The organism is Sphingomonas sp. BE123 (assembly GCF_031456015.1).
Lineage (GTDB): Bacteria > Pseudomonadota > Alphaproteobacteria > Sphingomonadales > Sphingomonadaceae > Sphingomonas.
Window position 1 is genome coordinate 1,022,762 of the sequence record NZ_JAVDTW010000002.1, and the last position, 20,838, is coordinate 1,043,599.

General features: G+C 66.4%; 18 protein-coding genes. 9 read left to right on the forward strand and 9 right to left on the reverse strand.

The window, feature by feature from the left end; all coding sequences use genetic code 11:
* Nucleotides 1–63 precede the first annotated feature (63 nt).
* Nucleotides 64–1,806 (reverse strand): AcrB/AcrD/AcrF family protein, encoded by a 1,743-nt coding sequence (locus J2Y54_RS13035; RefSeq protein WP_405052931.1) that lies wholly within the window; start codon nt 1,804–1,806, stop codon nt 64–66.
* A 164-nt stretch (nt 1,807–1,970) separates the two neighbouring features.
* Between J2Y54_RS13035 and J2Y54_RS13040 the strand changes: the two genes are divergently transcribed.
* Together J2Y54_RS13040 and J2Y54_RS13045 are read left to right on the forward strand one after the other, a co-directional pair.
* A complete protein-coding gene (locus J2Y54_RS13040; protein WP_310041310.1) occupies nt 1,971–2,351 on the forward strand; it encodes a GtrA family protein in 381 nt (126 codons plus the stop codon).
* Nucleotides 2,352–2,360: 9 nt separating this feature from the next.
* The gene (locus J2Y54_RS13045; RefSeq protein WP_310040265.1) at nt 2,361–3,089 is read left to right on the forward strand and encodes a class I SAM-dependent methyltransferase; all 729 of its coding nucleotides are present in this window, start codon (nt 2,361–2,363) and stop codon (nt 3,087–3,089) included.
* Here the strand turns inward: J2Y54_RS13045 and J2Y54_RS13050 are convergent.
* Genes J2Y54_RS13050 through J2Y54_RS13060 form a run of 3 tightly spaced genes read right to left on the reverse strand, consistent with a single transcriptional unit; the run spans nt 3,064 to nt 6,713 of the window.
* Nucleotides 3,064–4,161 carry a tetratricopeptide repeat protein gene (locus tag J2Y54_RS13050; RefSeq protein WP_310040266.1) on the reverse strand — a complete coding sequence of 366 codons (1,098 nt, stop codon included), beginning with the start codon at nt 4,159–4,161 and terminating at the stop codon, nt 3,064–3,066. The two genes, J2Y54_RS13045 and J2Y54_RS13050, sit on opposite strands and share 26 nt — an antisense overlap.
* Nucleotides 4,162–4,188: 27 nt before the next feature.
* On the reverse strand, nt 4,189–5,631 hold the full coding sequence (dacB, locus tag J2Y54_RS13055; RefSeq protein ID WP_310040268.1) for a D-alanyl-D-alanine carboxypeptidase/D-alanyl-D-alanine-endopeptidase: 1,443 nt from the start codon (nt 5,629–5,631) through the stop codon (nt 4,189–4,191).
* A complete protein-coding gene (locus tag J2Y54_RS13060; protein WP_310040271.1) occupies nt 5,628–6,713 on the reverse strand; it encodes a glycosyltransferase family 2 protein in 1,086 nt (361 codons plus the stop codon). The genes dacB and J2Y54_RS13060 overlap by 4 nt, the downstream gene beginning before the upstream one ends.
* 133 nt (nt 6,714–6,846) lie before the next feature.
* Between J2Y54_RS13060 and J2Y54_RS13065 the strand changes: the two genes are divergently transcribed.
* The gene (locus J2Y54_RS13065; protein ID WP_310040273.1) at nt 6,847–9,003 is read left to right on the forward strand and encodes a TonB-dependent hemoglobin/transferrin/lactoferrin family receptor; all 2,157 of its coding nucleotides are present in this window, start codon (nt 6,847–6,849) and stop codon (nt 9,001–9,003) included.
* Nucleotides 9,004–9,029: 26 nt separating this feature from the next.
* A complete protein-coding gene (locus J2Y54_RS13070; RefSeq protein WP_310040274.1) occupies nt 9,030–10,013 on the forward strand; it encodes a DUF6607 family protein in 984 nt (327 codons plus the stop codon).
* Nucleotides 10,014–10,086: 73 nt separating this feature from the next.
* Here the strand turns inward: J2Y54_RS13070 and J2Y54_RS13075 are convergent, their stop codons facing one another.
* A complete protein-coding gene (locus J2Y54_RS13075) occupies nt 10,087–12,174 on the reverse strand; it encodes a bifunctional (p)ppGpp synthetase/guanosine-3',5'-bis(diphosphate) 3'-pyrophosphohydrolase (protein WP_310040275.1) in 2,088 nt (695 codons plus the stop codon).
* A gap of 111 nt (nt 12,175–12,285) precedes the next feature.
* On the reverse strand, nt 12,286–12,591 hold the full coding sequence (locus tag J2Y54_RS13080; protein WP_310040276.1) for a CC_3452 family protein: 306 nt from the start codon (nt 12,589–12,591) through the stop codon (nt 12,286–12,288).
* Nucleotides 12,592–12,736: 145 nt separating this feature from the next.
* Here J2Y54_RS13080 and J2Y54_RS13085 point away from each other — a divergent pair, with 145 nt between their 5' ends.
* Nucleotides 12,737–13,216, forward strand: a complete 480-nt coding sequence (locus J2Y54_RS13085) for a helix-turn-helix domain-containing protein (RefSeq protein WP_310040277.1) — start codon at nt 12,737–12,739, stop codon at nt 13,214–13,216.
* Between the two features lie 10 nt (nt 13,217–13,226).
* Here J2Y54_RS13085 and J2Y54_RS13090 read toward each other — a convergent pair whose 3' ends face one another.
* Nucleotides 13,227–14,987, reverse strand: coding sequence for a diguanylate cyclase (locus J2Y54_RS13090; RefSeq protein WP_310040278.1), 1,761 nt, complete (start codon nt 14,985–14,987; stop codon nt 13,227–13,229).
* A gap of 84 nt (nt 14,988–15,071) precedes the next feature.
* A complete protein-coding gene (locus J2Y54_RS13095) occupies nt 15,072–15,488 on the reverse strand; it encodes a thioesterase family protein (protein ID WP_310040280.1) in 417 nt (138 codons plus the stop codon).
* 170 nt (nt 15,489–15,658) lie between these two features.
* Here J2Y54_RS13095 and J2Y54_RS13100 point away from each other — a divergent pair, with 170 nt between their 5' ends.
* On the forward strand, nt 15,659–16,243 hold the full coding sequence (locus J2Y54_RS13100; RefSeq protein WP_310040282.1) for an outer membrane beta-barrel protein: 585 nt from the start codon (nt 15,659–15,661) through the stop codon (nt 16,241–16,243).
* A gap of 57 nt (nt 16,244–16,300) precedes the next feature.
* Here J2Y54_RS13100 and J2Y54_RS13105 read toward each other — a convergent pair whose 3' ends face one another.
* Nucleotides 16,301–17,506 carry an LL-diaminopimelate aminotransferase gene (locus tag J2Y54_RS13105; protein ID WP_310041311.1) on the reverse strand — a complete coding sequence of 402 codons (1,206 nt, stop codon included), beginning with the start codon at nt 17,504–17,506 and terminating at the stop codon, nt 16,301–16,303.
* Between the two features lie 235 nt (nt 17,507–17,741).
* Here J2Y54_RS13105 and J2Y54_RS13110 point away from each other — a divergent pair, with 235 nt between their 5' ends.
* The 3 genes from J2Y54_RS13110 to clpS all read left to right on the forward strand — a co-directional run bounded on the left by J2Y54_RS13110 (nt 17,742) and on the right by clpS (nt 20,808).
* Nucleotides 17,742–19,448 (forward strand): class I poly(R)-hydroxyalkanoic acid synthase, encoded by a 1,707-nt coding sequence (locus tag J2Y54_RS13110; protein ID WP_310041313.1) that lies wholly within the window; start codon nt 17,742–17,744, stop codon nt 19,446–19,448.
* An 89-nt stretch (nt 19,449–19,537) separates the two neighbouring features.
* The gene (locus tag J2Y54_RS13115) at nt 19,538–20,287 is read left to right on the forward strand and encodes a TIGR01841 family phasin (RefSeq protein ID WP_310040283.1); all 750 of its coding nucleotides are present in this window, start codon (nt 19,538–19,540) and stop codon (nt 20,285–20,287) included.
* 179 nt (nt 20,288–20,466) lie between these two features.
* On the forward strand, nt 20,467–20,808 hold the full coding sequence (gene clpS / locus J2Y54_RS13120) for an ATP-dependent Clp protease adapter ClpS (protein WP_310041315.1): 342 nt from the start codon (nt 20,467–20,469) through the stop codon (nt 20,806–20,808).
* Nucleotides 20,809–20,838: the final 30 nt, after the last annotated feature.

The window sequence follows — 20,838 nt, forward strand, 5'->3', positions numbered from 1 at the left end:
GATTACAAGGGGCGGCGCGGTGCGTCGCCCCTTGTCCCGTGCCGCGCCGCGTGGCGCGGACGGTCACCGGTCGTAGCGGATGCGCCACAGGCGATAGGGTGCATGCGTGTATAACGGCACCGGTTCGAGCCATTCGGGCACCTTGCCCTTGGACAATTGCCCGTAAAAGCCGTTCGGCTGGCGCGCGCGATACACGGTCGTCTCGGCCATGTTGGGGCAAACCAGCAGATAGCGTGCGCCATAGCGTTTCGCGATACCGCGAAACGCATCCGGCGACCCGGTAAAGGCGTGGTGGACGTCAAGGATCGCGCGCTCGTTGCGGTGATACGGCCCGGCAATGCCGTTGTGCCGGGTCATGACGATCAGCCGCGGGCCCAGATCGACATGCGTGAACAGCGTCGATCGCGGAATGGTGCGGTCGAGCATCCGCATCGCCGACGCGCTGGCGCAGCGGGCATTCGCCTTGCTCACGACCGCGCGCATCTTGCGTGGCGGATCGACCTGCACCCATTTGACGACGAAACCGGCGAACAGGCCCGACACGATCAGGAAAGCGGCGGCTGATCCGAGCACCCGCACCGCCATCCAGCGATGCCCAAGGAACCATGGCACGACCGTCCAGGCGAGCCACGTCGCCCCCGGCACCGCCAGCAGCTGCGCGGCGGGGCCGGCGCGCACCTGCCACAACAGCATCGCCCCGGCAAAGGCGGTGAACAGGCCGATCGCGACCCAGGCGACCAGCTGGTCGGCGGTGCGCGCGCGCCACGCGGCGAACCCGGCGCCGATCAGGCCGATCACCGGCAGCACCGCAATCGGAAATGCCATCGCAAAGCTGTGCTTGTAGATCGGCCGCGCCTCGCGGACATTGTTGAGCCAGGTATTCGCCAGCTCGTCGGACACGCCCTCAGGCCGCTGGAGGCATTGCGGGAACAGTCCGGCGAAACCGCCGGCGACAATTGCCCCGGCAATCGCGGCAAGGCCCAGCCGCGCGATGCGACCGGCCGGATTGAGCTGTGCGAGAAGGAAGAGCAGCGCGCCCGCCGCGATCATCACCGACAGCCATACCGGCGTCAGCGCGTCACAGCGCATCGCATAATTGGCGTTCGACGCGAACAGCACGAACCCGGCGCTGCTGCCGCCGGCAAGGCTGAGGCCATAAGCGCGCATGCGCGGCATTTCGTCGCGGTCCCACATCCAGCGCAGCGCAACGATCGCGCCGGCCATCGCGCAAAAGGGCAGCAGTTCGAGCCCGATGGTCAAGGATCCGGCGCTGGCGAGGCCGACCGTCAGCCCGCCGCGCAACCTGCTGGCATCGGCAAGGCCCATCACCGTGAGCGCAAGACACGCCAGCTGCCAGCCATGATGGTCGATCCGCAGCGGCAGATACATGACCATCGTCGCGGTGCAGCCCATCAGGATGATGACCGCCAGCGGCCAGGCCGCCGGCGCGATCAGGCGCCGTACCGCCGCGCCCATCGCCAGCATCGTGACGGCGAGCGGGAAGGTGGGTGCGATCCCAACCGCCAGCCGCTCGGCCATCGCCGTACCGGTGAAGGGCTGAAAGATCAGGATCAGCGCGGCGATCGGCAGGTCGACCAGCCGCGACCAGTGAATGTCGAGCCCGCCCGGCGGACTGAGCCGATACTGGCGCAGGTCGAACCAGTCCTGTCCGGCGAGCAGCCCGCGGACCTGCATCAGCCGCATATTGTCGTCGGTGTCGCCAAGCGCGAGCGCGTTGACCAGTCCCCAGCGCTGCCACAGATACCAGCCGGCGATCGCTGCCCAGGCGAGCAGCGTCCAGCGCATCCAGTGCGTCCGCAGTTCCCGTTCGAGGTCGAACCCCGCGAATCGTGTCGAACTCAAAACCGCTTCCCCTTCCGCAGCTTGGGCATTAGGGCGGCGCGCGGCTTCAGGGCAAGGCGGGCGTGGCTTCACTTATTCATCGACTGGACGATCTGCGGCGGAGCGGGATGCTGGGCCAGTTGATCCGTTTCGGCATCGCGGGGGGCATTTCCACCGTGATCTATTCGGCCGTCTACCTTCCGCTGGTATGGTGGGTGTTCCCCGACCTGGCCGTCGCCGCGGTCCCGTTCGCGTTTGCCGTCGCCGTCACCGGCGGCTTTTTCCTGCACAGCTTCTGGAGCTTTCGCGGGCATGGCACGCGCGACAATAGCGGGCGGCAGCATCTCAAATTCCTGATCGTTCAGGGGTTTGGCCTGCTGCTCAACGCGCTGTTCACCTGGGTGCTCGCCGATCTGCTGCATTATCCCGAATGGGTGCCGCTGATCCCGATCGTGACCGTAACCCCGCTCGCGACATTTGCGCTCAACCGCCAATGGGTTTTCGGATAAGCCACGATTATGGACCGCATCGTTTACGACCGCATGGCCGAGCACGACTCCACCCATTGGTGGTATGTGGCGCGCCGCGACATCCTTGCCGATTACATCGCGCGCTATGTGCAGCCGCCCAAGGATGCCCGCATCCTCGAGATCGGGTGCGGCACGGGCCACAACCTGCCGATGCTCGGCGCGTTCGGCACGGTCGATGCGATCGAAATCGACGAAGCCGCTCGCACCGTCGCCAGTGCGCGGCTGGGAAAGCCGGTCGGCAGCGCGCCGCTGCCCGACCTGACCGGCGTGGCCGAGGGGCAATATGACCTGATCGCCGTGCTCGACGTGGTCGAGCATGTCGAGGATGATGTCGCGGCGCTCGCCGGCATGGCAAAGCGGCTGAAGCCCGGCGGCAAGATCCTGATCACCGTGCCGGCGCATCAATGGATGTGGAGCGCGCATGACGTGGTGAACCACCACAAGCGCCGCTATTCGAAGGCGAGCCTGACCGCCGCGCTCGACAAGGCCGGCCTCACATGGCGCAAGCTGCGCTGGTTCAACTCGCTGCTGTTTCCCGCGGCGGTCGCGGCGCGGGTCGCGGGCAAGCTGACCGGCAAGGACGACAGCGACGATTCGCCGCCGCCCAAGCCGCTCAACTGGGCGTTCGAGAAGATTTTCGGGCTGGAGCGCCATCTGCTCGGCCGCGTGCCGCTGCCGCCGGGGCTGTCGATCATCGTGCTGGCGGAGCCGAAGTAAGCGACAGGCGCCAGGCGACGCGGATGCTGGTGGCGAACACCGGGGCATAGTTGCGCAGTTCCTGGCTCGCCGCCGCGTCGAACGTGCGGAACCGGCCCTGCGACACCATCGCGCCGTTCATCGCCGCGCGCAGCCGCGTCCGTGCCTCCGCCTCGCGCCCCGGCCGCGTCGCGAGCAGGTCGCCCAGGCTCCATTCGCCGACGATGCGGTCGCGATTGTCGGGCGGCAGGAAGCGCGCCTTGATCGCCAGCGCGCGGCGATAGCGGTCCTCGGCCTCCGCGATCATTCCAGCGGCGCGATAGTGGGCGGCAAGTCCGTTGAGCAGATTGGCGACATCCGGGTGATCGGCACCCGACGCGGCGGTGAACAGCCGCATGGCTTCGTCGAGCAGCGCGCGGCCCTGCGCGAGGAAGCTGCGTTTGCGTATCGGGTCGAGCCCGCCGCTTTCATCCATGTCGGTCGGCGCCACCACCGAACGCGTCGCACCCGCACGGCGTCGGAACAGCGGTGGGATTACCGTTGCGGTCGCCATGCGGTAGAAATTGTTGCCGCGATTGTTGAGCAGGATGGCAAGGTCCGGATCGCCCGCCTGTCGCGCGATCGTCACCGCCTCGTTGAACAACGGATCGGCGTCGAACGCCTTGCCCTGTGCTGCGAGCACCTCGGCCAGCGCGTTGAGCGCCCAGGCGAGCTCCATCTGTCCGGGCGAGGCCGTGCGTTGGATGTCGAGCGAACGCCGCGCCAGTGCCTCTGCCTCGGTCAGGGCGCCACGCGCCATCGCCAGTGCGGCAAGCTGGCGCAGGCTGCGCGCGGTGTCGCCATGCGTTTCGCCGCGCTTTGCCAGCCGGATTTCGAACGCACGCCGGTACAAGGGTTCGGCATCGGCGAGGCGCAACTGCATCGCAAGGTTGTCGGCGAGCTTTTCAGCCGCATCCGCGGTCGCGACGCTGTCTGCACCGCGCCGCTGTGTCTCTTCATAACGCGTCCGCCGTGCGCGCTCGGCATCGGCGTAGCGGCCCGCCGCCTCCAGCGCGGCGGCATCCTGAACGAGCGTCATCGCGGCGAGCAGCATGGCTGATACCCCCTTGTCGGGGCAGCGTCAGTTCGCCTCGGCCACCGCCAGCAATGCCGCGTCGATGATCGGCGTGCCTGACGCATCCCCCGGCACATCATTGGCATAGGCGGCGAAGCTGAGCAATTTCCCGCTCCTGCCCAGCATATAGCCGGCGAGCGCATTGGTCGCGTTGATCGACCCGGTCTTGGCAAAGATCCGCCCTTCCAGCGCGGTCCCCTTGAACCGCCGCGCCAGCGTGCCGTCGACGCCGCCAATCGGCAGCGTTTCGCGCCACGCTGGGCCCCAGGGTTGGCGTGCGACCCAGTCGAGCAGCCGCACCATGCCGCGCGGGGCGATGCGGTTATAGGTCGACATGCCCGACCCGTCGGAAAAGTCGAACGCGGTGCGCGGCACCCCGGCGACGGCGAACAGCGCGGCGACCTTTGCTTGCCCGTCGGCGACCGATCCGGTGCCGTCGATCAGGCCGGTGCGGCGCAGCAGCAGTTCGGCGTGGAGATTCTGGCTGACCTTGTTGATCGTCCGCACATCCTCGGCCAGCGCGGGCGGGGTCAGCGCGGCCAGCCATACCGGTTCGGGCGGGCGCGGCGGCGGGGCGGTGCGCCGGGCCGGATCGTCGGTCGCGGGATCGTGCATGCGGTAGCGCGACGTCACCGTCCCGCTGACCTTCACCCCACGTTCGCGCAGCAGCGCGGCCAGCCGCCACGCTGCATAATGCGCCGGATCGTCAATGCCGAAGCGCAGCGTCCGTGGCGATGCATCGGCGGCAATGGTTCCGCTGAGGCGGATCGTGCGGTCGAACGGCAGCCGGTCGAACCCGATATCGGTCTTGCCGCCCGCCGCGACCGTCACGACACGATTGTCGATCGTGACATAGCCGAGATGCGCGATCTGCGGCGCCGCGCCCGGTCTCGTCGGCGTGAGGGTAGCGACCAGTTCGTTGTCGTCGAGGCTGAGCGCGGAATTGGCGGTGCCCGAGCGCGTCGGAATGTTGTTCCAGCTCATCCCCGAACTCCAGCGTTCGTCGGGGAACAGCGTCGCGTCGCCGGTGATGTTGCGCACCCGCCGGATCCCCGCCGCAATCGCGTTGGCGAGTTGGCTGAGGCAATTGGTGACGCAGTCCGCCGCGCTCGACAGGCGCGCATCGCCGCGTCCGGTGAGGATCACGTCCTTGCCCTCGACCCGCACCGCCGTGCCGCCGCGCGTATCGGGGGCAGTGATTGCGTCGGGCATCGCCCACCACGCGGCGGCGGTGGTCACGATCTTGGTATTGGACGCGGGGATGAAGCGCTCGTCGGGGCGGATTGCGACGATCTCGCGCCCGGTGCCGTCGCTGACCACGATTCCGAAGCGGGCGCCGCTCGGTGCCTTGGCGAACTCCGCCTCGACCCGGTCGCGCAGTGTCGGCGCGTCCTGCGCCAGAACCGGCGCGGCGAGCGCAAGCGCGATGAGGGTGAGGACGGCCCTCACAGCAAGGTTGGCGGCTCGGGTTTGCGCTTGGGTGGCTTGGCCGGGGCTGGGGCGGGCTCGTCCAGCTCGGCGCGCGGCGGCGCGAAGGGGGCGACGGTCACCTCCCCCGAATCCTGGAAGCGATAGCCGAGCGAGGCATGGCCCTTCACCGGCCCCGCGACATCGGCGACGAGGTAGAGCGGCCGGCGTTTCGATTCGACATAGAGCCGACCGAGATATTCCCCGATCATGCCGAGCACGAACATCTGCACCGCGCCGAGGAACACGACCACCAGCATGGTCGAGGTCCAGCCCTGCACCGCATTGCCGAACAGCCAGCCGATCACGATGTAGAGGAACAGCAGCACCGACAGGCCGGTGAGCGCCAGGCCGACATGGCTGGCGAAGCGCAAGGGTGCGGTCGAGAAGCCGGTCACCGCGTCGAGCGCGAAGCGGATCATTTTGGCGAGCGGATACTTCGTCTCGCCGGCATGGCGCTCATGCCGGTCATAGACGAACGGCACCTGCCGGAAGCCGACCCAGGCGACCATGCCGCGGATGAAGCGCGCCTGTTCGGGCAGCGACAGGAACGCGTCGAGCGCGCGGCGGCTCATCAGGCGGAAATCGCCGGTGTCGAGCGGGATCGGCGTATCGGTGATCCGGTCGAGCATGCGGTAGAACAGCGCGGCGGTCGCCTTTTTGAAAAACGTCTCGCCATCGCGCTTGCGGCGCACGGCATAGACCACGTCCGCGCCCTGTTCGCGCATCGTCGCGCGCATGTCGGACAGCAATTCCGGCGGGTCCTGCAGGTCGGCGTCGATCACGAGGATTTCGTCGCCCGCGCACAAGTCGAGCCCGGCGGTCAGCGCCAGCTGATGCCCGTGGTTGCGCGACAGATTGACCGCGACCAGATGCGGGTCGCCGGCCGATAGCCGCTGCATCACCGACCAGCTGCCGTCGCGCGACCCATCATTGACCAGGACGATCTCATAATCGTCGCCGACTGCCGCGCGCGCCGCCGCCGACACGCGGGCGTGCAGCAGCTCGAGACAGCCTTCCTCATTGTAGCACGGCACGACGACCGAGAGCTTTGGACGTTGCATGGCGCGGTCTTAGCGCGCCGCGCGGCCCTCGTCATGCGGGATTTGTGCCGACGCGGTTGACAGCCGAAACGACCCTGCCTATCCGCATCGCAAATAAGAATCAGTCGCATTAGCAATCTATAGGGGTGTCGTAATGATGATCAACCGAACCGGCCTTGCCACCGGCGTGGCGCTCGCCGCGCTGCTCGCGACGCCCGCTTGGGCGGGTGAAGCTGAAGCGGATCCGAAGAACACGGTGACCATCACCGCCACCCGCACGCCGGTCGCGACGGCGGATGCCCCGGCCACCGTCAGCGTGATCGACGAGGCGCAGATCGCCGACGAACTGGTCACCGACATCAAGGAGCTGGTGCGGTTCGAGCCGGGGGTGAGCGTGACCCGCCAGCCGACCCGCTTCGGCGCCGCGCTCGGCACGACGGGGCGCGCGGGCAATGAGGGCTTCACCATCCGCGGATTGGGCGGCAACCGTGTGCTGATCCAGGTCGATGGCGTGCGCGTGCCCGACGGGTTCAGCTTTGGCGCGCAGGGCGTCGGGCGCGGCGATTATGTCGACCTCGGCCTGATCAAGTCGGTCGAAATCCTGCGCGGCGCCTCCTCGGCGCTCTATGGCAGCGACGGGCTGGCGGGCGCGGTCAGCTTCATCACCAGCGACCCCAAGGATCTGCTGCGCGCGGGCCAGGGTTTCGGTGGACTGGTGCGCGCTGCCTATTCCTCCGCGGATGCCGAGTTCAGCGAAACCGCGATCGTCGCCGGGCGCTCGGGCGACTGGTCGGCAATGGCCGCCTATACCCGGCGCGATTTCCACGAATATGAGAATCAGGGGCAGGTCGGCGGCACCGGCGCAACGCGGACTCAGGCCAATCCGCAGGATGGGCGGTCGAACGCGGCGCTGGGGCGACTGGTCTATGAAAGCGGCGGACATCGCATCCGGCTGACCGGCGAGTATCTTGATACCCACCTCACCACCGACGTGCTGACCGGCCATAGCGCGAGCGTGCTCAACCTTGACGCGACCGACACCGGCCACCGCTGGCGCACCGCGCTCGACTGGACGCTGACCGGGGAGGGGATGGTCGAGTCCGCGCGGCTCGCACTCTATCTCCAGGATTCGGAGGACAGCCAGTTCACGTTCGAGGATCGCAATCCGGCGGTCGATCGCACCCGGCTCAACATCTTCAAGAACCGCGTCTACGGCGCGGCGGGTGAGGCGCGGTTCAATTTCGGAACTGCCGACGTGCCGCTGCGGCTGATCGTCGGCGGCGACATCAGCCAGACCGAGCAACAGGGGCTGCGCGACGGCACCGTGCCGCCTGCCGGCGAGACCTTCCCGACCCGCGCCTTTCCCGACACCGATTACACGCTGATCGGCCTGTTCGCGGCGGGAGAGGTGACGCTCGGACCCGTCACGCTGCACCCGGCGCTGCGCTTCGACCATTTCGACCTGTCGCCCGACATGAGCCAGACTTTCCCCGGCATCACCCCGGTCGCGCAGAACGGATCGCGCGTCTCGCCCAAGCTCGGCGCGGTGGTAAAGCTCGGTGACCGCATCCGCCTGTTCGCCAACTATGCGCAGGGGTTCAAGGCGCCCGAGCCGAGCCAGGTCAACGCCTTCTTCGGTAACCTCGGCTTTGGCTATATCGCCGCGCCCAGCCCGGACCTGCGCCCCGAAACCAGCGCCAGCTTCGAAGCGGGCGTGCGGTTCCTTGGCGACAATGTCCGGCTCGACCTGACCGCCTTCCATGCCGATTATGACGACTTCATCTCGCAGGAGGTGGTCGGCGGCAGTTTCACCCCTGCCGATCCGGCGATCTACCAGTTCATCAACATCGACAAGGCCGAGGTCGAAGGGATCGAGGCGAAGTTCGAGGCGTGGAGCGACACCGGCTTCACCGGGAGGCTGTCCATCGCTTACGCGACCGGCGACGAGATCGCGCCGAGCGGCACCCGCGCGCCTTTGCTGACGGTCGATCCGCTCAAGGTCGTGATCGGCGCAGGCTGGCGCGATCCGGGCGGACGGTTCGGCGGGCAGTTGATCGCGACGCATAGCGCGAAGAAGGAAACCGACCGCGCGGGCGGCGGCTATACTCCGCCCGCCTTCACAACGCTCGACCTCACGGCCTTTGCGAAGGTCACCGACAGCATCACGCTGCGCGGCGGCGTCTTCAACCTGACCGACGAGACCTATGCCTGGTGGAGCGATGTGCGCGGCCTGTCGCCGACTTCGACCATCAAGGACGCCTACACCCAGCCGGGCCGCAACGGCAGCGTGTCGGTCAGCTTCCGCTTCTGAACAGCGACATAAAACGGAGGGAAACGATGAAACACTGGATACGCCTCGGCATCGCCGCAGCGCTGATGACCGCGACCGCCGCCCCGGCACTGGCCGATGGCCCGGTCCGTGTACGCACGCCGGAAGAGGAAAAGGCATCGTTCGAAGCCGACCGCCGCGACATCCTCGCGATGGCGGGCAACTACAAGGTCCGCTTCGACATGCGCGAATCGACGCCGTGGCGCGAAGGCTATGCGCCGATCGAGGCAAAGATTTCGGGCGGGCATGAATCGGTCCGGGTGATCGAGGATGCCGGCCGCGTGATCCGCCTCCAGCATCTGCTGGTCGTCAGCCATGAAGGCAAGGATCACGTCATCAAGCATTGGCGGCAGGACTGGGAATATGAGCCGGAAAAGGTGCTGGTCTATTCCGGCCCCGACAGCTGGACCTGGGAAGAAGTGCCAGAACGCATGCGCGCCGGCCGCTGGTCGCAGACCGTGTATCAGGTCGACGACAGTCCCCGCTATGGCGGCTGGGGCCAGTGGACGACCGAGGCCGGCGTGCGGCGCTGGCGCTCCAACTGGACCTGGCGTCCGCTCGCCCGGCGCGATGCGGTGCGCGGCCCGGTCTATGACCGCTATCTCGGCATCAACCGCCACCAGAGCTTTCCCGGCGGCTGGATCCATTGGCAGGACAATACCAAGATGGGCCAGTTCGACGGCAAGCTCGCGCCGGTGGTGCAGGAATATGTCCTCAACACCTACACCAGGTTCGACGGCTACAGCGTCAAGGCGGCGGACGACTATTGGGCGGCGACCAAGGGCTATTGGGCCGCGATCCGCGCCGAATGGGACCGCATCGCCGCCACCAAGAACGGCATCCGCATCACCGAGGCGGCCGAATCCGGCACGGTGATCGCGAGCCGCCTGCTGGAGATCGCTGGCGACGTGCAAAGCGGCAAGACCAAGGAGGCTGACGCGATCAAGACCGCCAGGGCGCTGATGGATCAGGCGACCCGCGCCGCCAACTGACCTGACCCTCCGGCTCGCGCGAACGTGCCGGTTCCTGCCCGCCCCGGATCAGCCCCGGGGCGGGCTTCGTGCGTCAGACCCGCTCCGCCGAACTCACCGCGTCCGCCGCACGCAGCGCCGCGATCAGCTTCATCAGATGCGCGGCGTCGCGCACTTCGACGTCGATCATGTTGGTGTGGAAGGTCGTGTCGCGCGTGTCGAAGCGGATGTTGAGGATGTTCGCCTTGTGCTGCCCCAGCAGCGTCGCGACCACGCCCAGCGCGCCGGGTTCGTTCTTCAGCGTCACGGCAATGCGCGCGGTGCCGCCCTCGGCCTTGTCGCCCCAGCCGATATCGACCCAGTCCTGATCCTCGACCGCGTCGAGCTTGGCGCAGCTGATCTGGTGGATTTCGATCGGGGCATGGGGCTGGCGCACGCCGACGATGCGGTCGCCCGGCACCGGGTGGCAGCACGCGGCAAGGGTGAAGGCGACGCCGGGGGTCAGGCCCTTGATCGAGATCGGGACACGCTGAACCGGCATCAGCGCCGCCTCATCCTCGGTCGATCCGGGCATCAGCGCTTCCATCACCTGCGCGTCGGTGACCTTTTGCCGCGCGATCGCCTCCATCAGCGAGTCGGCATCCTCCAGCTTCAGCCGCGTCAGCGCGATGCCCAGCGCTTCCTCGCCGATCGGCACCGGCAGGCGCCCGACAATCTCGTCGTATAGCTTGCGGCCCAGCGCGATCGTCTCGTCGCGCTCCTTGTGGCGCAAATGCCGGCGGATCGCCGCGCGCGCCTTGCCGGTAATCGCGAAATTGAGCCAATTGTCCTGCGGCCGCTGCGCCTTGGAGCGCAGGATCGCGACCTGATCGCCCTGCGCGATTTCGGTGCGCAGCGGGACGACGCGGCCGTTGATCTTGGCGCCCACCGCCTGATCGCCAAGGTCGGTGTGCACCGCATAGGCAAAGTCGATCGGCGTCGCGCCCTTGGGCAGCTGGATCAGCTCACCCTTGGGGGTGAAGGCAAAGATGCGATCCTGATACATCGCCATCTTGGTGTGTTCGAGCAGTTCTTCGGGGCTTTCGGCCTGTTCGAGAATGTCGACCAGATCGCGGATCCAGCTGACCTGCGTGTCGGGGCGCACCGCATCCTGCTTGTACGCCCAATGCGCGGCGAGCCCGTGTTCGGCCTGCGCGTGCATTTCGTGCGTGCGGATCTGGATTTCGACGCGGGTATCGCCGGCATGGATGATGCTGGTGTGCAGCGAACGATATCCGTTGCGCTTGGGCGTCGAGATATAATCCTTGAACCGGCCCGGCACCATCGGCCAGCGGCGGTGGATGATGCCGAGCGCGCGGTAGCATTCCTCTTCGCTGCCGACGATCGCGCGGAACGCCATGATGTCGGACAGTTGCTCGAAGCTGACATGCCGCTCCGACATCTTCTTCCAGATCGAATAGGGGTGTTTCTCGCGCCCGGAAATCTCCGTTTCGACCCCGCCGCGCGAGAGCAGCAATTTGAGGCCCGATCCGATCTTGGCGATCCGGTCCTCGCCCTCGACCTTCAGCGCTTCGAGCCGCTTGGTGATCGATTCATAGGCTTCGGGTTCGAGCTGCTGGAAGGCGAGCGTCTGCATCTCCTTCATGAACTCATACATGCCGATCCGCTCGGCGAGCGGGGCATAGATGTCCATCGTCTCGCGCGCGATCCGCCGCCGCTTCTCAGGCTTTGGAATATGATGCAGCGTCCGCATATTGTGCAGCCGGTCGGCCAGCTTGACCAGCAGCACGCGGATGTCGTCCGACATGGCGAGCAGGAATTTGCGCAGATTCTCCGCCGCGCGCTCGCTTTCGGTCTGCGCCTCGATCTTGGACAGCTTGGTCACGCCATCGACCAGTCGCGCGACGCTCGGGCCGAACTTGGCCAGGATCTCGTCCGGCGTGGCGACCGTATCCTCGATCGTGTCGTGCAGGATCGCGGTGGCGATCGTCTCGTCATCCAGATGCAGGTCGGTCAGGATGCCGGCCACCTCGATCGGATGGCTGAAATAGGGGTCGCCATTCGCGCGTTTCTGGCTGCCATGCGCCTGCATCGAAAAGACATAGGCGCGGTTCAGCAACGCCTCATTGGCTTCGGGGTCGTAGGAGAGGACCCGGTCGACGAGTTCATATTGACGCAGCACGGATCGAATGTGGGGTGGGAGGCTGCTGCTTTGCAACAGCTTTCACGCGAAACGGGCACCGGCGGCTGCCGATGCCCGTTTCACTGTTGCGTCAATGTGACGCGCGCGGACTTACTTGGCGCGTGCGTTGCACGCAGCCAGCGTCTCGGCGTCGAATGCCGTGCCGGCGACGGTGAAGCTGGTCAGTGCGCCGACGCGCTGGACAACGCGCTCGCACATCACCTTGTCGGTCATGGTCGACTTGGGTGCGGCGCAGCTGCCGTCCTTGCACTTCCAGACGGTGGTCTGGGTGATGAAGCTGGCCTTTTTCGGGGCTTCGGCGGGGGTCGCGGTGTAATGGCCCGACTGGGCCAGCGCGGGGGCGGCCGTGGTCGCAAAGCAGAGCGCGGCAGCGACGATCGGAGCGAGGCGGATCATGTTACTCTCCCAGGGTGCAGCGCAACAAAGGTTGCGAATCGCTACCTAGTCGGATAGATTTTCAGTTGCAACGGAAAACGTTTGCTGCGGCGCGAAAGGAATATCGCGTTGTGCAGCGTCGAAAATGAGGTAGGTTCTTTCGGTCATGGGTCATCACGGACTGCGGGAACCGCTGCGTCAGCTTGCCACTCAGTGCAGCCTTCCGGCCGCGCTCGAGGCGATGGGCGAGCGCTGGTCCTTCCTGATCCTGCGGGCCGCGTTTAACGGCCTGTATCATTTCGAGGAATTCCAGTCGGAGCTGGGGATTGCGCGCAACATCCTGGCCAACCGCCTGTCGCGGCTGGTCGATCACGGCATCCTCGCCCGCCAGACCTGCGACGATGACCGGCGCAAGGTCGAATATCGCCTGACCGAAAAGGGGTTCGCACTGCTCCCGACCATGGTTGCGCTGCGGCAATGGGGCGAGCGCTGGGAAACCGGGATGCCGGCCACCCCGGTACTCGTCGATGCGCGCGATCATCGCCGGATCGCCCCGATTCAGGTGATGAGCCATGATGGCCGCGTGCTCGGCAAGCACGACCTGATCTGGTCGCTGCCCGAGGATGTGGTGGGCGACGCCGGCTGAAGCCGATCCGCTAGGCGGCGGCGCGTTCGCTGCGGTTGCGACCGCGCGACTTGGCACGATACAGCGCCGCATCGGCGATGCGGAAGACCTCGTCCGATGACAGGTCGGCGCGGATCGGCGCCACGCCGGCGCTGACCGTGATGGTGAAGGTCGCGCCGCCGGCATGGATGCGCGCGTCCTGCAGCGACTGGCGAATCCGCTCGCACGCGGCATGCGCGCCGCTGGTTGCCAGGCCCGGGAACAGCACCGCGAATTCCTCGCCCCCCAGTCGGCCGATCACGTCCTCGACGCGCAGATTGGCACGCAGCACGTCGGCAAAGTGAAGCAGCGCGGCATCGCCGGCGTCATGCCCATGGCTGTCGTTGACCCGCTTGAAATGGTCGAGGTCGAACAGCGCGAGCGCCGCCGGCCGGTCGGCGGACGTCGACCGGTACAGGTCGATCCGGTCCTGAAAGGCGCGACGATTGAGGACGCCGGTCATCGGATCGGTCGTGGCCTGCCGCATCAGGTCCGCCTCGCGCGCCTTGTGCTGGCTGACCTCGCGCAGCACGGTGACGACACTTTGTGCGGTGCCATCGTCGTCGCGCACCGCGCGTGCGGTCGATTCGAACCAGCGGACGCCGCCACTGGCGGTGATCCCGCGAAATTCGAACCGCTGGGTCTTGTCCGGATCGGCGATCGCGGCGTGATAGGCCGCGTCGACGATCTCCCGATCAAGTTCGAACACCAGGTCGACCGGGCTGTGGCCGATCAGCGTCTCCGGCGCGTGGCCGGTCACCTCGCGCAACGACGGTGAGGCGAATTCGACCAGCCCGGTCGGCCCGAGCGTCAGCACCACGTCGGACACATGGTCGGCGATCAGGCGATAGCGCGCCTCGCTCGCGGCAATGGCCGAGGTCAGGCGCTGGTTGCGGGTGATCATCGTCGCGAACGGCACCGCCGTCAGGAACAGCACGGCCAGGTAGAATTGAAAGAACTGCAACCGGAAGGCCGGCGTGCCGGAAATCAGCTCGGCGGGGCCGGTGCCCAGTGCGGTAAAGCCCGCGCCGATCACCGCGATCACGAAAATGCCGAGCGCGGCGCCGGCAACGCGAAACGCCATCGTGGCGATGATCAGCGGCAGGATCGGGACAAACATCAGCGGCAGTCGCGTCTGCGCGAAGCACAGGCCCGTGACCGCGACGATCAGCATGCCGACTGCGGCAAAGCGCGCGGGCGCACCCGGCTGCAGCGCGCGTTCGCGATAGAGCGGTCCGGTCATCGCGATCAGCGCGATCGGGGTACAGATCAGCGTGCCGAGGCCATGGCCGATGCCCCAGCTCATCCACACGGTCCACGGATCGACCCCCAGATGCAGCCACACGGCAACCGCCGGCAGCAGCCCGGCGACGAGCGGCGCGACGATCCCGGCGCTGGCGACAAAGGCGCCGAGCGTGCCGAGCGACAAGAAGACGCGGGCATCCGCGCCCATGCGGCGCAGCAGCAGCCACGCGATGAGCGACTCGGCGACATTGGCGATCGCGAAGATCGGCGCCAGCAGCGCCATCGGCGACAGGGCGAGCGACGCCGCGATCGAGGCAGCGAAGCACGCGACAACATGCAGTGGCCGTTCGCGCGCCGGCCGGGTCAGCAGCGCCGCGATCAACGGGGCATTGGCCATCCACATCAGTGCGATATGACCACTCAGCCGGGTCAGCGCGATCGCGCTCGCCGCGCACAGGAAATAGGCGATCGCCACCGTCGCGATCACCAGCCGGTCCCGCCGCATCATGCTTCGCACGCCCATGCCCGGACGCTAGGCGCGCGAGGTTAATGGCGCGTTGCCGAACCCTCCGTCGGATTGCCTAGCGCGCGATCAGGCGATCGGTGCCATTCGCGCGCGGACCGCATCGGGAACGGCGGTCGAGCGCCCGGTGTCGAGGTCGACATTGACATGGACCAGTTCGATGACGGTATGCAGCGCGCCGGTCGCGGCGTGGACCAGTTCGACGCGGCTGGTGACGCTCGACCGGCCGACCCGTTCGGTGCGGACGCGGGCGTCGAATTCGTCGTCGTAACGGAACGGCAGCTTGTAATCGACCACCGCCCGCGCGACGTGAAACTCCATCGCGGCCCATTCGGGCAGCTCGGCGAGGCGCAACCAGCGCCAATATTCGCTCAGCGCGACATCGGCATATTCAAGATAGCGGGAGTTGAAGACGACCTTCTGGCCGTCAATCTCGGCGTAGCGCACGCGCAGCCGGGTCGAAAAGTCGAATTGGTTGTCGGTCATATCGTTGCAGTGGCGCAACACTGTCCCGATTTCAATCATTGCCGCCTGTGGCCCGCATCGCCCGCGCTCGACGGCAACCGGCCACGTGGTTACTGACCTGTCTGCCGCCGAATCAACAGGTTGGGGCGGCATTCTAAGGCCTTTCAGGGCCATTCTCGACAGGGGGTAATATGAAGAAGTTTCTGGTCGCCGCGGCCGCGCTGGCGTGCGTCCCGGGCGTTGCGTTCGCGCAAGATGCCGCGCCCGAGGGCAATCGGTTCGACGGCCTGCGCGTCGAGGCGCGGCTTGGCTATGAAACGCCGACCGTCAGCGGCGATGGCGATGTGTACAAGATCGGCAGCGCCATGTCCTATGGCGGTGAACTCGGTTTCGACCTCGCGGTCAGCAACACCGTGACCGTCGGCCCGTTCGTGAACTACGAGTTTTCGGGTGTGGAGCTGTGCGACGGGGCGGACTGCCTTGACGTGCAGAGCAACCTCGCCGCCGGTGCGCGCGTCGGTGTCGACCTGGGCGGTAACGCCGCCATCTATGGCAAGCTTGGCTACGCCTCGCTGACCATCGAGGCAAGCAACGGCGCCGTGTCGGCGACTGACAGCAAGGGCGGCGTTTATGGCGCGATCGGCACCGAACTGAGCGTGACCGACAAGGCCTATGTCAATCTCGAACTGGCCTATGCCGATTTCGGTGATTTCTACGGCACCGGCTTCAACCTGCAGCGCCGTCAGGCGTCGATTGGCTTCGGCTTCCGCTTCTGATCCGTTCGGATCGGTGATTGAAAAGGGGCGCTCCACCCGGGGCGCCCCTTTTTTGATTCAAGCCGATTTCGCGCCGGTGTTGACGCCCATCGATTGCAGATAGCGTTTCACGTTGCGCGCGGCCTGGCGCAGCCGCTGTTCATTCTCGACCATCGCGATGCGCACGAACCCTTCGCCATTCTCGCCATAGCCGACGCCCGGCGCGACCGCGACCTTGGCATGGGTCAGCAGCTGCTTGGAGAATTCGAGGCTGCCGAGATGCGCCAGCGCGGGCGGGAGCGGGGCCCAGGCGAACATGCTGGCGGGCGGAGGCGGGATGTCCCACCCGGCGCGGCCGAAGCTTTCGACCAGAACGTCGCGGCGCTTGTGATAGAGCTGGCGGTTCTTCTCGACAATGTCCTGCGGCCCGTTGAGCGCGGCGCAGGCGGCGGCCTGGATCGGGGTGAAGGCGCCGTAATCGAGGTATGATTTCACGCGCGTCATCGCCGCGATCAGCTGTTTGTTGCCGACCGCAAAGCCCATGCGCCAGCCGGCCATCGAATAGGTCTTGGACAGCGAGGTGAATTCGATCGCGACATCCTTGGCGCCCGGCACCTGCAGGATCGAAACGGTCGGCTTGCCGTCGAAATACAGCTCCGAATAGGCAAGGTCGGACAGGATCCAGACCTTGTTCTCCTTCGCCCAGGCGACCAGCCGCTCGTAGAAAGCGAGGTCGACCGTCTCGGCCGTCGGGTTGGACGGATAGTTGACGACCAGGATGCTCGGGCGCGGCACGGTGAACGCGATCGCGCGCTCGAGGCTTTCGAAATACGCCTCGTTCGGCGTCGTCGGCACCGCGCGGATCGTTGCGCCCGCAAGGATGAAGCCGAAGGTGTGGATCGGATAGCTGGGGTTGGGCGCGAGCACGACATCGCCCGGCGCGGTGATCGCGGTGGCAAGGCTGGCCAGCCCCTCCTTCGACCCCATCGTCACCACGACCTCGCTATCCGGATCGATATCGACGCCGAAGCGGCGGCCATAATAATTCGCCTGGGCGCGGCGCAGGCCGGGAATGCCCTTGGACTGCGAATAGCCGTGCGCGTCGGGTTTGCGCGCGACTTCGATCAGCTTTTCGATGACATGATCGGGCGGGGGCAGGTCGGGATTGCCCATGCCCAGGTCGATAATGTCCTCTCCCGCCGCGCGCGCCGCTGCCCGCATCGCGTTGACTTCGGCGATGACATAGGGGGGCAGGCGCTTCATGCGGTAGAATTCTTCGGACATCGTCTGGGGTTCCGGCTCCTCGGGGTGGTGCGCGACGCGCAATGCCTCGTTATACAGGGGGAAGGGCGGCAAGCCAGAGGAGAGGCGCGTGGCGACGGCAAAGAAAAAGACGACGACCGCAAAGACGAAGCCTGACACCGCCACCACCGCCGCGAAGCCCAGGGCCAAGCGCGCAGCCAAGCCGAAACCCGATCCCAAGCCGGCTCCTGACGCCGCTGCCGACGCGAAGCCCGCGCTGGAGGATCTGCAGCACTGGACCTGGGTGTTCGGGCGCGCGCAGCAGATGATGATGGAGCAGGGGCTGGACCTTGTCGGCCAGATGTCGACGCATGTGCCCCCGATGCCGGCTGTGCCGCCGGTCGATCCGGCTGCGGCGATGCGCGCGGGGGCGGAGCTCTGGGCGGACACGATGACGCTGTGGCAGCGTTTCCTCGACCCGGCCGCCGCGCCGAAGTTCGAGGAAACGCCCGAACAGGCGCGCGACAAGCGTTTCAAGGCGCCGCAATGGCGCGAACAGCCGGTGTTCGACTTCATTCGCCAGAGCTACCTCACGCTGTCGAACCACCTGCTCAAGGGCGTCGATCAGGTCGAGGGGCTGTCTCCGAAGCAAAAGGAACAGCTGCGCTTCGCGACGCAGGGCTTCATCGACGCGATGAGCCCGAGCAACTTCCCCGCGACCAATCCGCTGGTGGTCGAACGGACGATCGAGACCAAGGGCGAGAATCTGCTCAAGGGGCTCGCGCACATGCTCAACGATCTGTCCAAGGGGCAGATGACCCAAACCGTCGAGGGCGCATTCGCGGTAGGGGAGAATATCGCGACCACGCCGGGCCGGGTGGTCAAGCGCACGCCGCTCTACGAACTGATCCAGTACTCGCCGACGACGGAGACCGTGTTCGAGACGCCGCTGGTGATCTTTCCGCCGTGGATCAACCGCTTCTACATTCTCGACCTGACGCCGGAAAAGAGCTTCATCCGCTGGGCGGTGGAGCAGGGGCTGACCGTGTTCGTCGTGTCGTGGAAGTCGGCGGATGCGACGATGGCCGATGTCATCTGGGACGATTATGTCGAGCGCGGGCAGATCGACGCGATCGACACGATCCGCGAACTGCTCGGCGTCGAGAGCGTCCACGCGATCGGCTATTGCGTCGCCGGGACCACGCTCGCCGCGACGCTTGCGGTGCTCGCCGCGCGGGGCGAGGCGGCGAAGGTCAAAAGTGCGACCTTCTTCACCGCGCAGGTCGATTTCAGCGAGGCCGGCGACCTCAACGTATTCGTCGATGACGAGCAACTGGCGCTGATCCAGTCGCTGAGCAGCGACGGGTTCCTTGACGGGCGCTACATGGCCGCAACCTTCAACCTGCTGCGCGGGCGCGACCTGATCTGGAACTATGTCACCAGCAACTATCTGCTGGGTGAGGATTATGTCCCGTTCGACCTGCTCCACTGGAATTCGGACGTCACCAACCTGCCGGCGAAATGGCATGCCAGCTACCTGTCCGACCTGTATCGCGACAATCTGCTCGTCCGGCCCGGTGCGTTGGCGATCGCGGGGACCCCGATCGACCTGCACCGGATCACCACCCCCTGCTATGTCCAGGCGGGGCGCGAGGATCACATCGCGCCGGCGCGCAGCGTGTGGAAGCTGATGGACCAGCTTGCCGGCCCGCGGCGCTTCGTGCTCGCCGGATCGGGGCATATCGCCGGGGTCGTGAACCCGCCGGCTGCGGGCAAATATCAATATTGGGTCAACCCCGATCCGGTCGCTTCGCTCGATGCCTTTGTTGCAGGTGCAACAGAGGTGAAGGGCAGCTGGTGGCCGGACTGGATCGACTGGATCGCGGCGCACGACCCGAACCGCGTCCCGGCAACGGGCGCCCGTTGCCCTAGCGTCAATCCCGAATTGGGCGACGCGCCAGGGACCTATGTGCGGCAGCGCTAGTTTTTTGTGCACTGCACAATATCGCCCTTGAAACCGGGCTGATCCGGCGTTATATGCTGCATTGCAATAATCGCAGCGAGGACGTCGATATGGCCAGCAAGGGTCCGCGTACCGGGGCGAAGAAGCCGGTGGGCAAGGCGCCGATCGCAAAGGTCGCGTCGCAGCCAGCTACTCCGGAGCCGAGCGCGCCGGCTGTTGCAGCGGCAACGCCGGCCGAACCGGTCGCGGTCGAGCCGATTGCCGACGTGCCCGCTGAACCGATCGCGATGGTCGCAGAGGACGCGCCGGCAGCGATCGAACAGATTGAAGACGCGGTCGAGGCCGTCGCCGAGCCCGCAGTGGAAGCTGTTACCGAAGTCATCGAAACCACCGCCCCGCAGATGGCGGACACCGCAAGCAAGGGAACTGCAATCATGGAAGCCACGATGGAAAAGACCCAGGCGATGTTCGCCGAAATGAACGAGCGCGCCAAGGCAGCGGTCGAAAAGAACACCAAGCTGGTCGGCGAAATGACCGAGCTGGCGAAGGGCAATGTCGAAGCGCTGGTCGAAAGCGGCAAGATCGCTGCCAAGGGCTTTGAGTCGATCGGTCAGGACGCTGCGGAATATAGCCGCAAGCAGTTCGAGCAGGCCACCGCCACGATGAAGAGCCTGGCCGCGGTCAAGTCGCCGGCCGACTTCTTCAAGCTGCAGAGCGACTATGTCCGCACCGCGTTCGATTCGATGGTCGCCGAAACCTCGAAGACCACCGAAGCGATGATCAAGCTGGCCGGCGATGCCGCTCAGCCGGTGTCGAACCGCGTCGCGGTGGCGATGGAAAAGGTCAAGACCGCGGCCTGAACGGGTCGCAGGTTCTGACGAAACGGATCGGGGCGGTCGCGCGATGCGGCCGCCCTTTTTCGTGTCTGTCCGCCGGACGGACGATTGCGTGCCGTTTCCGGCGTGCGCGCCCCTTGCCCTCGACTCGCGGCTCCCTTATTTTCCGGAGCCTCATGACCGTGTTGCGCAATCCTGCCCCGATGGCCCCGTTCGCGATGGGCGACCCCGACCGCGATGACGATGAGGGGACGACGACTGGCGTCGCCACGCGCACGCGTGCGAAGACCAAGAAGCCGACACCCTATCGCGTGCTGATGCTCAACGACGATTACACGCCGATGGAGTTCGTCGTGCTGGTGCTTCAGCGCTTTTTCCGGATGGATATGGAGGAAGCGACGCGGGTGATGCTGCAGGTGCATCAGCGCGGCGTCGGCGTGTGCGGCGTGTTCAGCTACGAGGTTGCGGAAACCAAGGTGGCACAGGTGATCGACTTCGCCCGGCAGCATCAGCATCCGCTGCAATGCACGCTGGAAAAGGCCTAGCCGGCGGGGGCGGGGCCGGCCGCCCAGCGC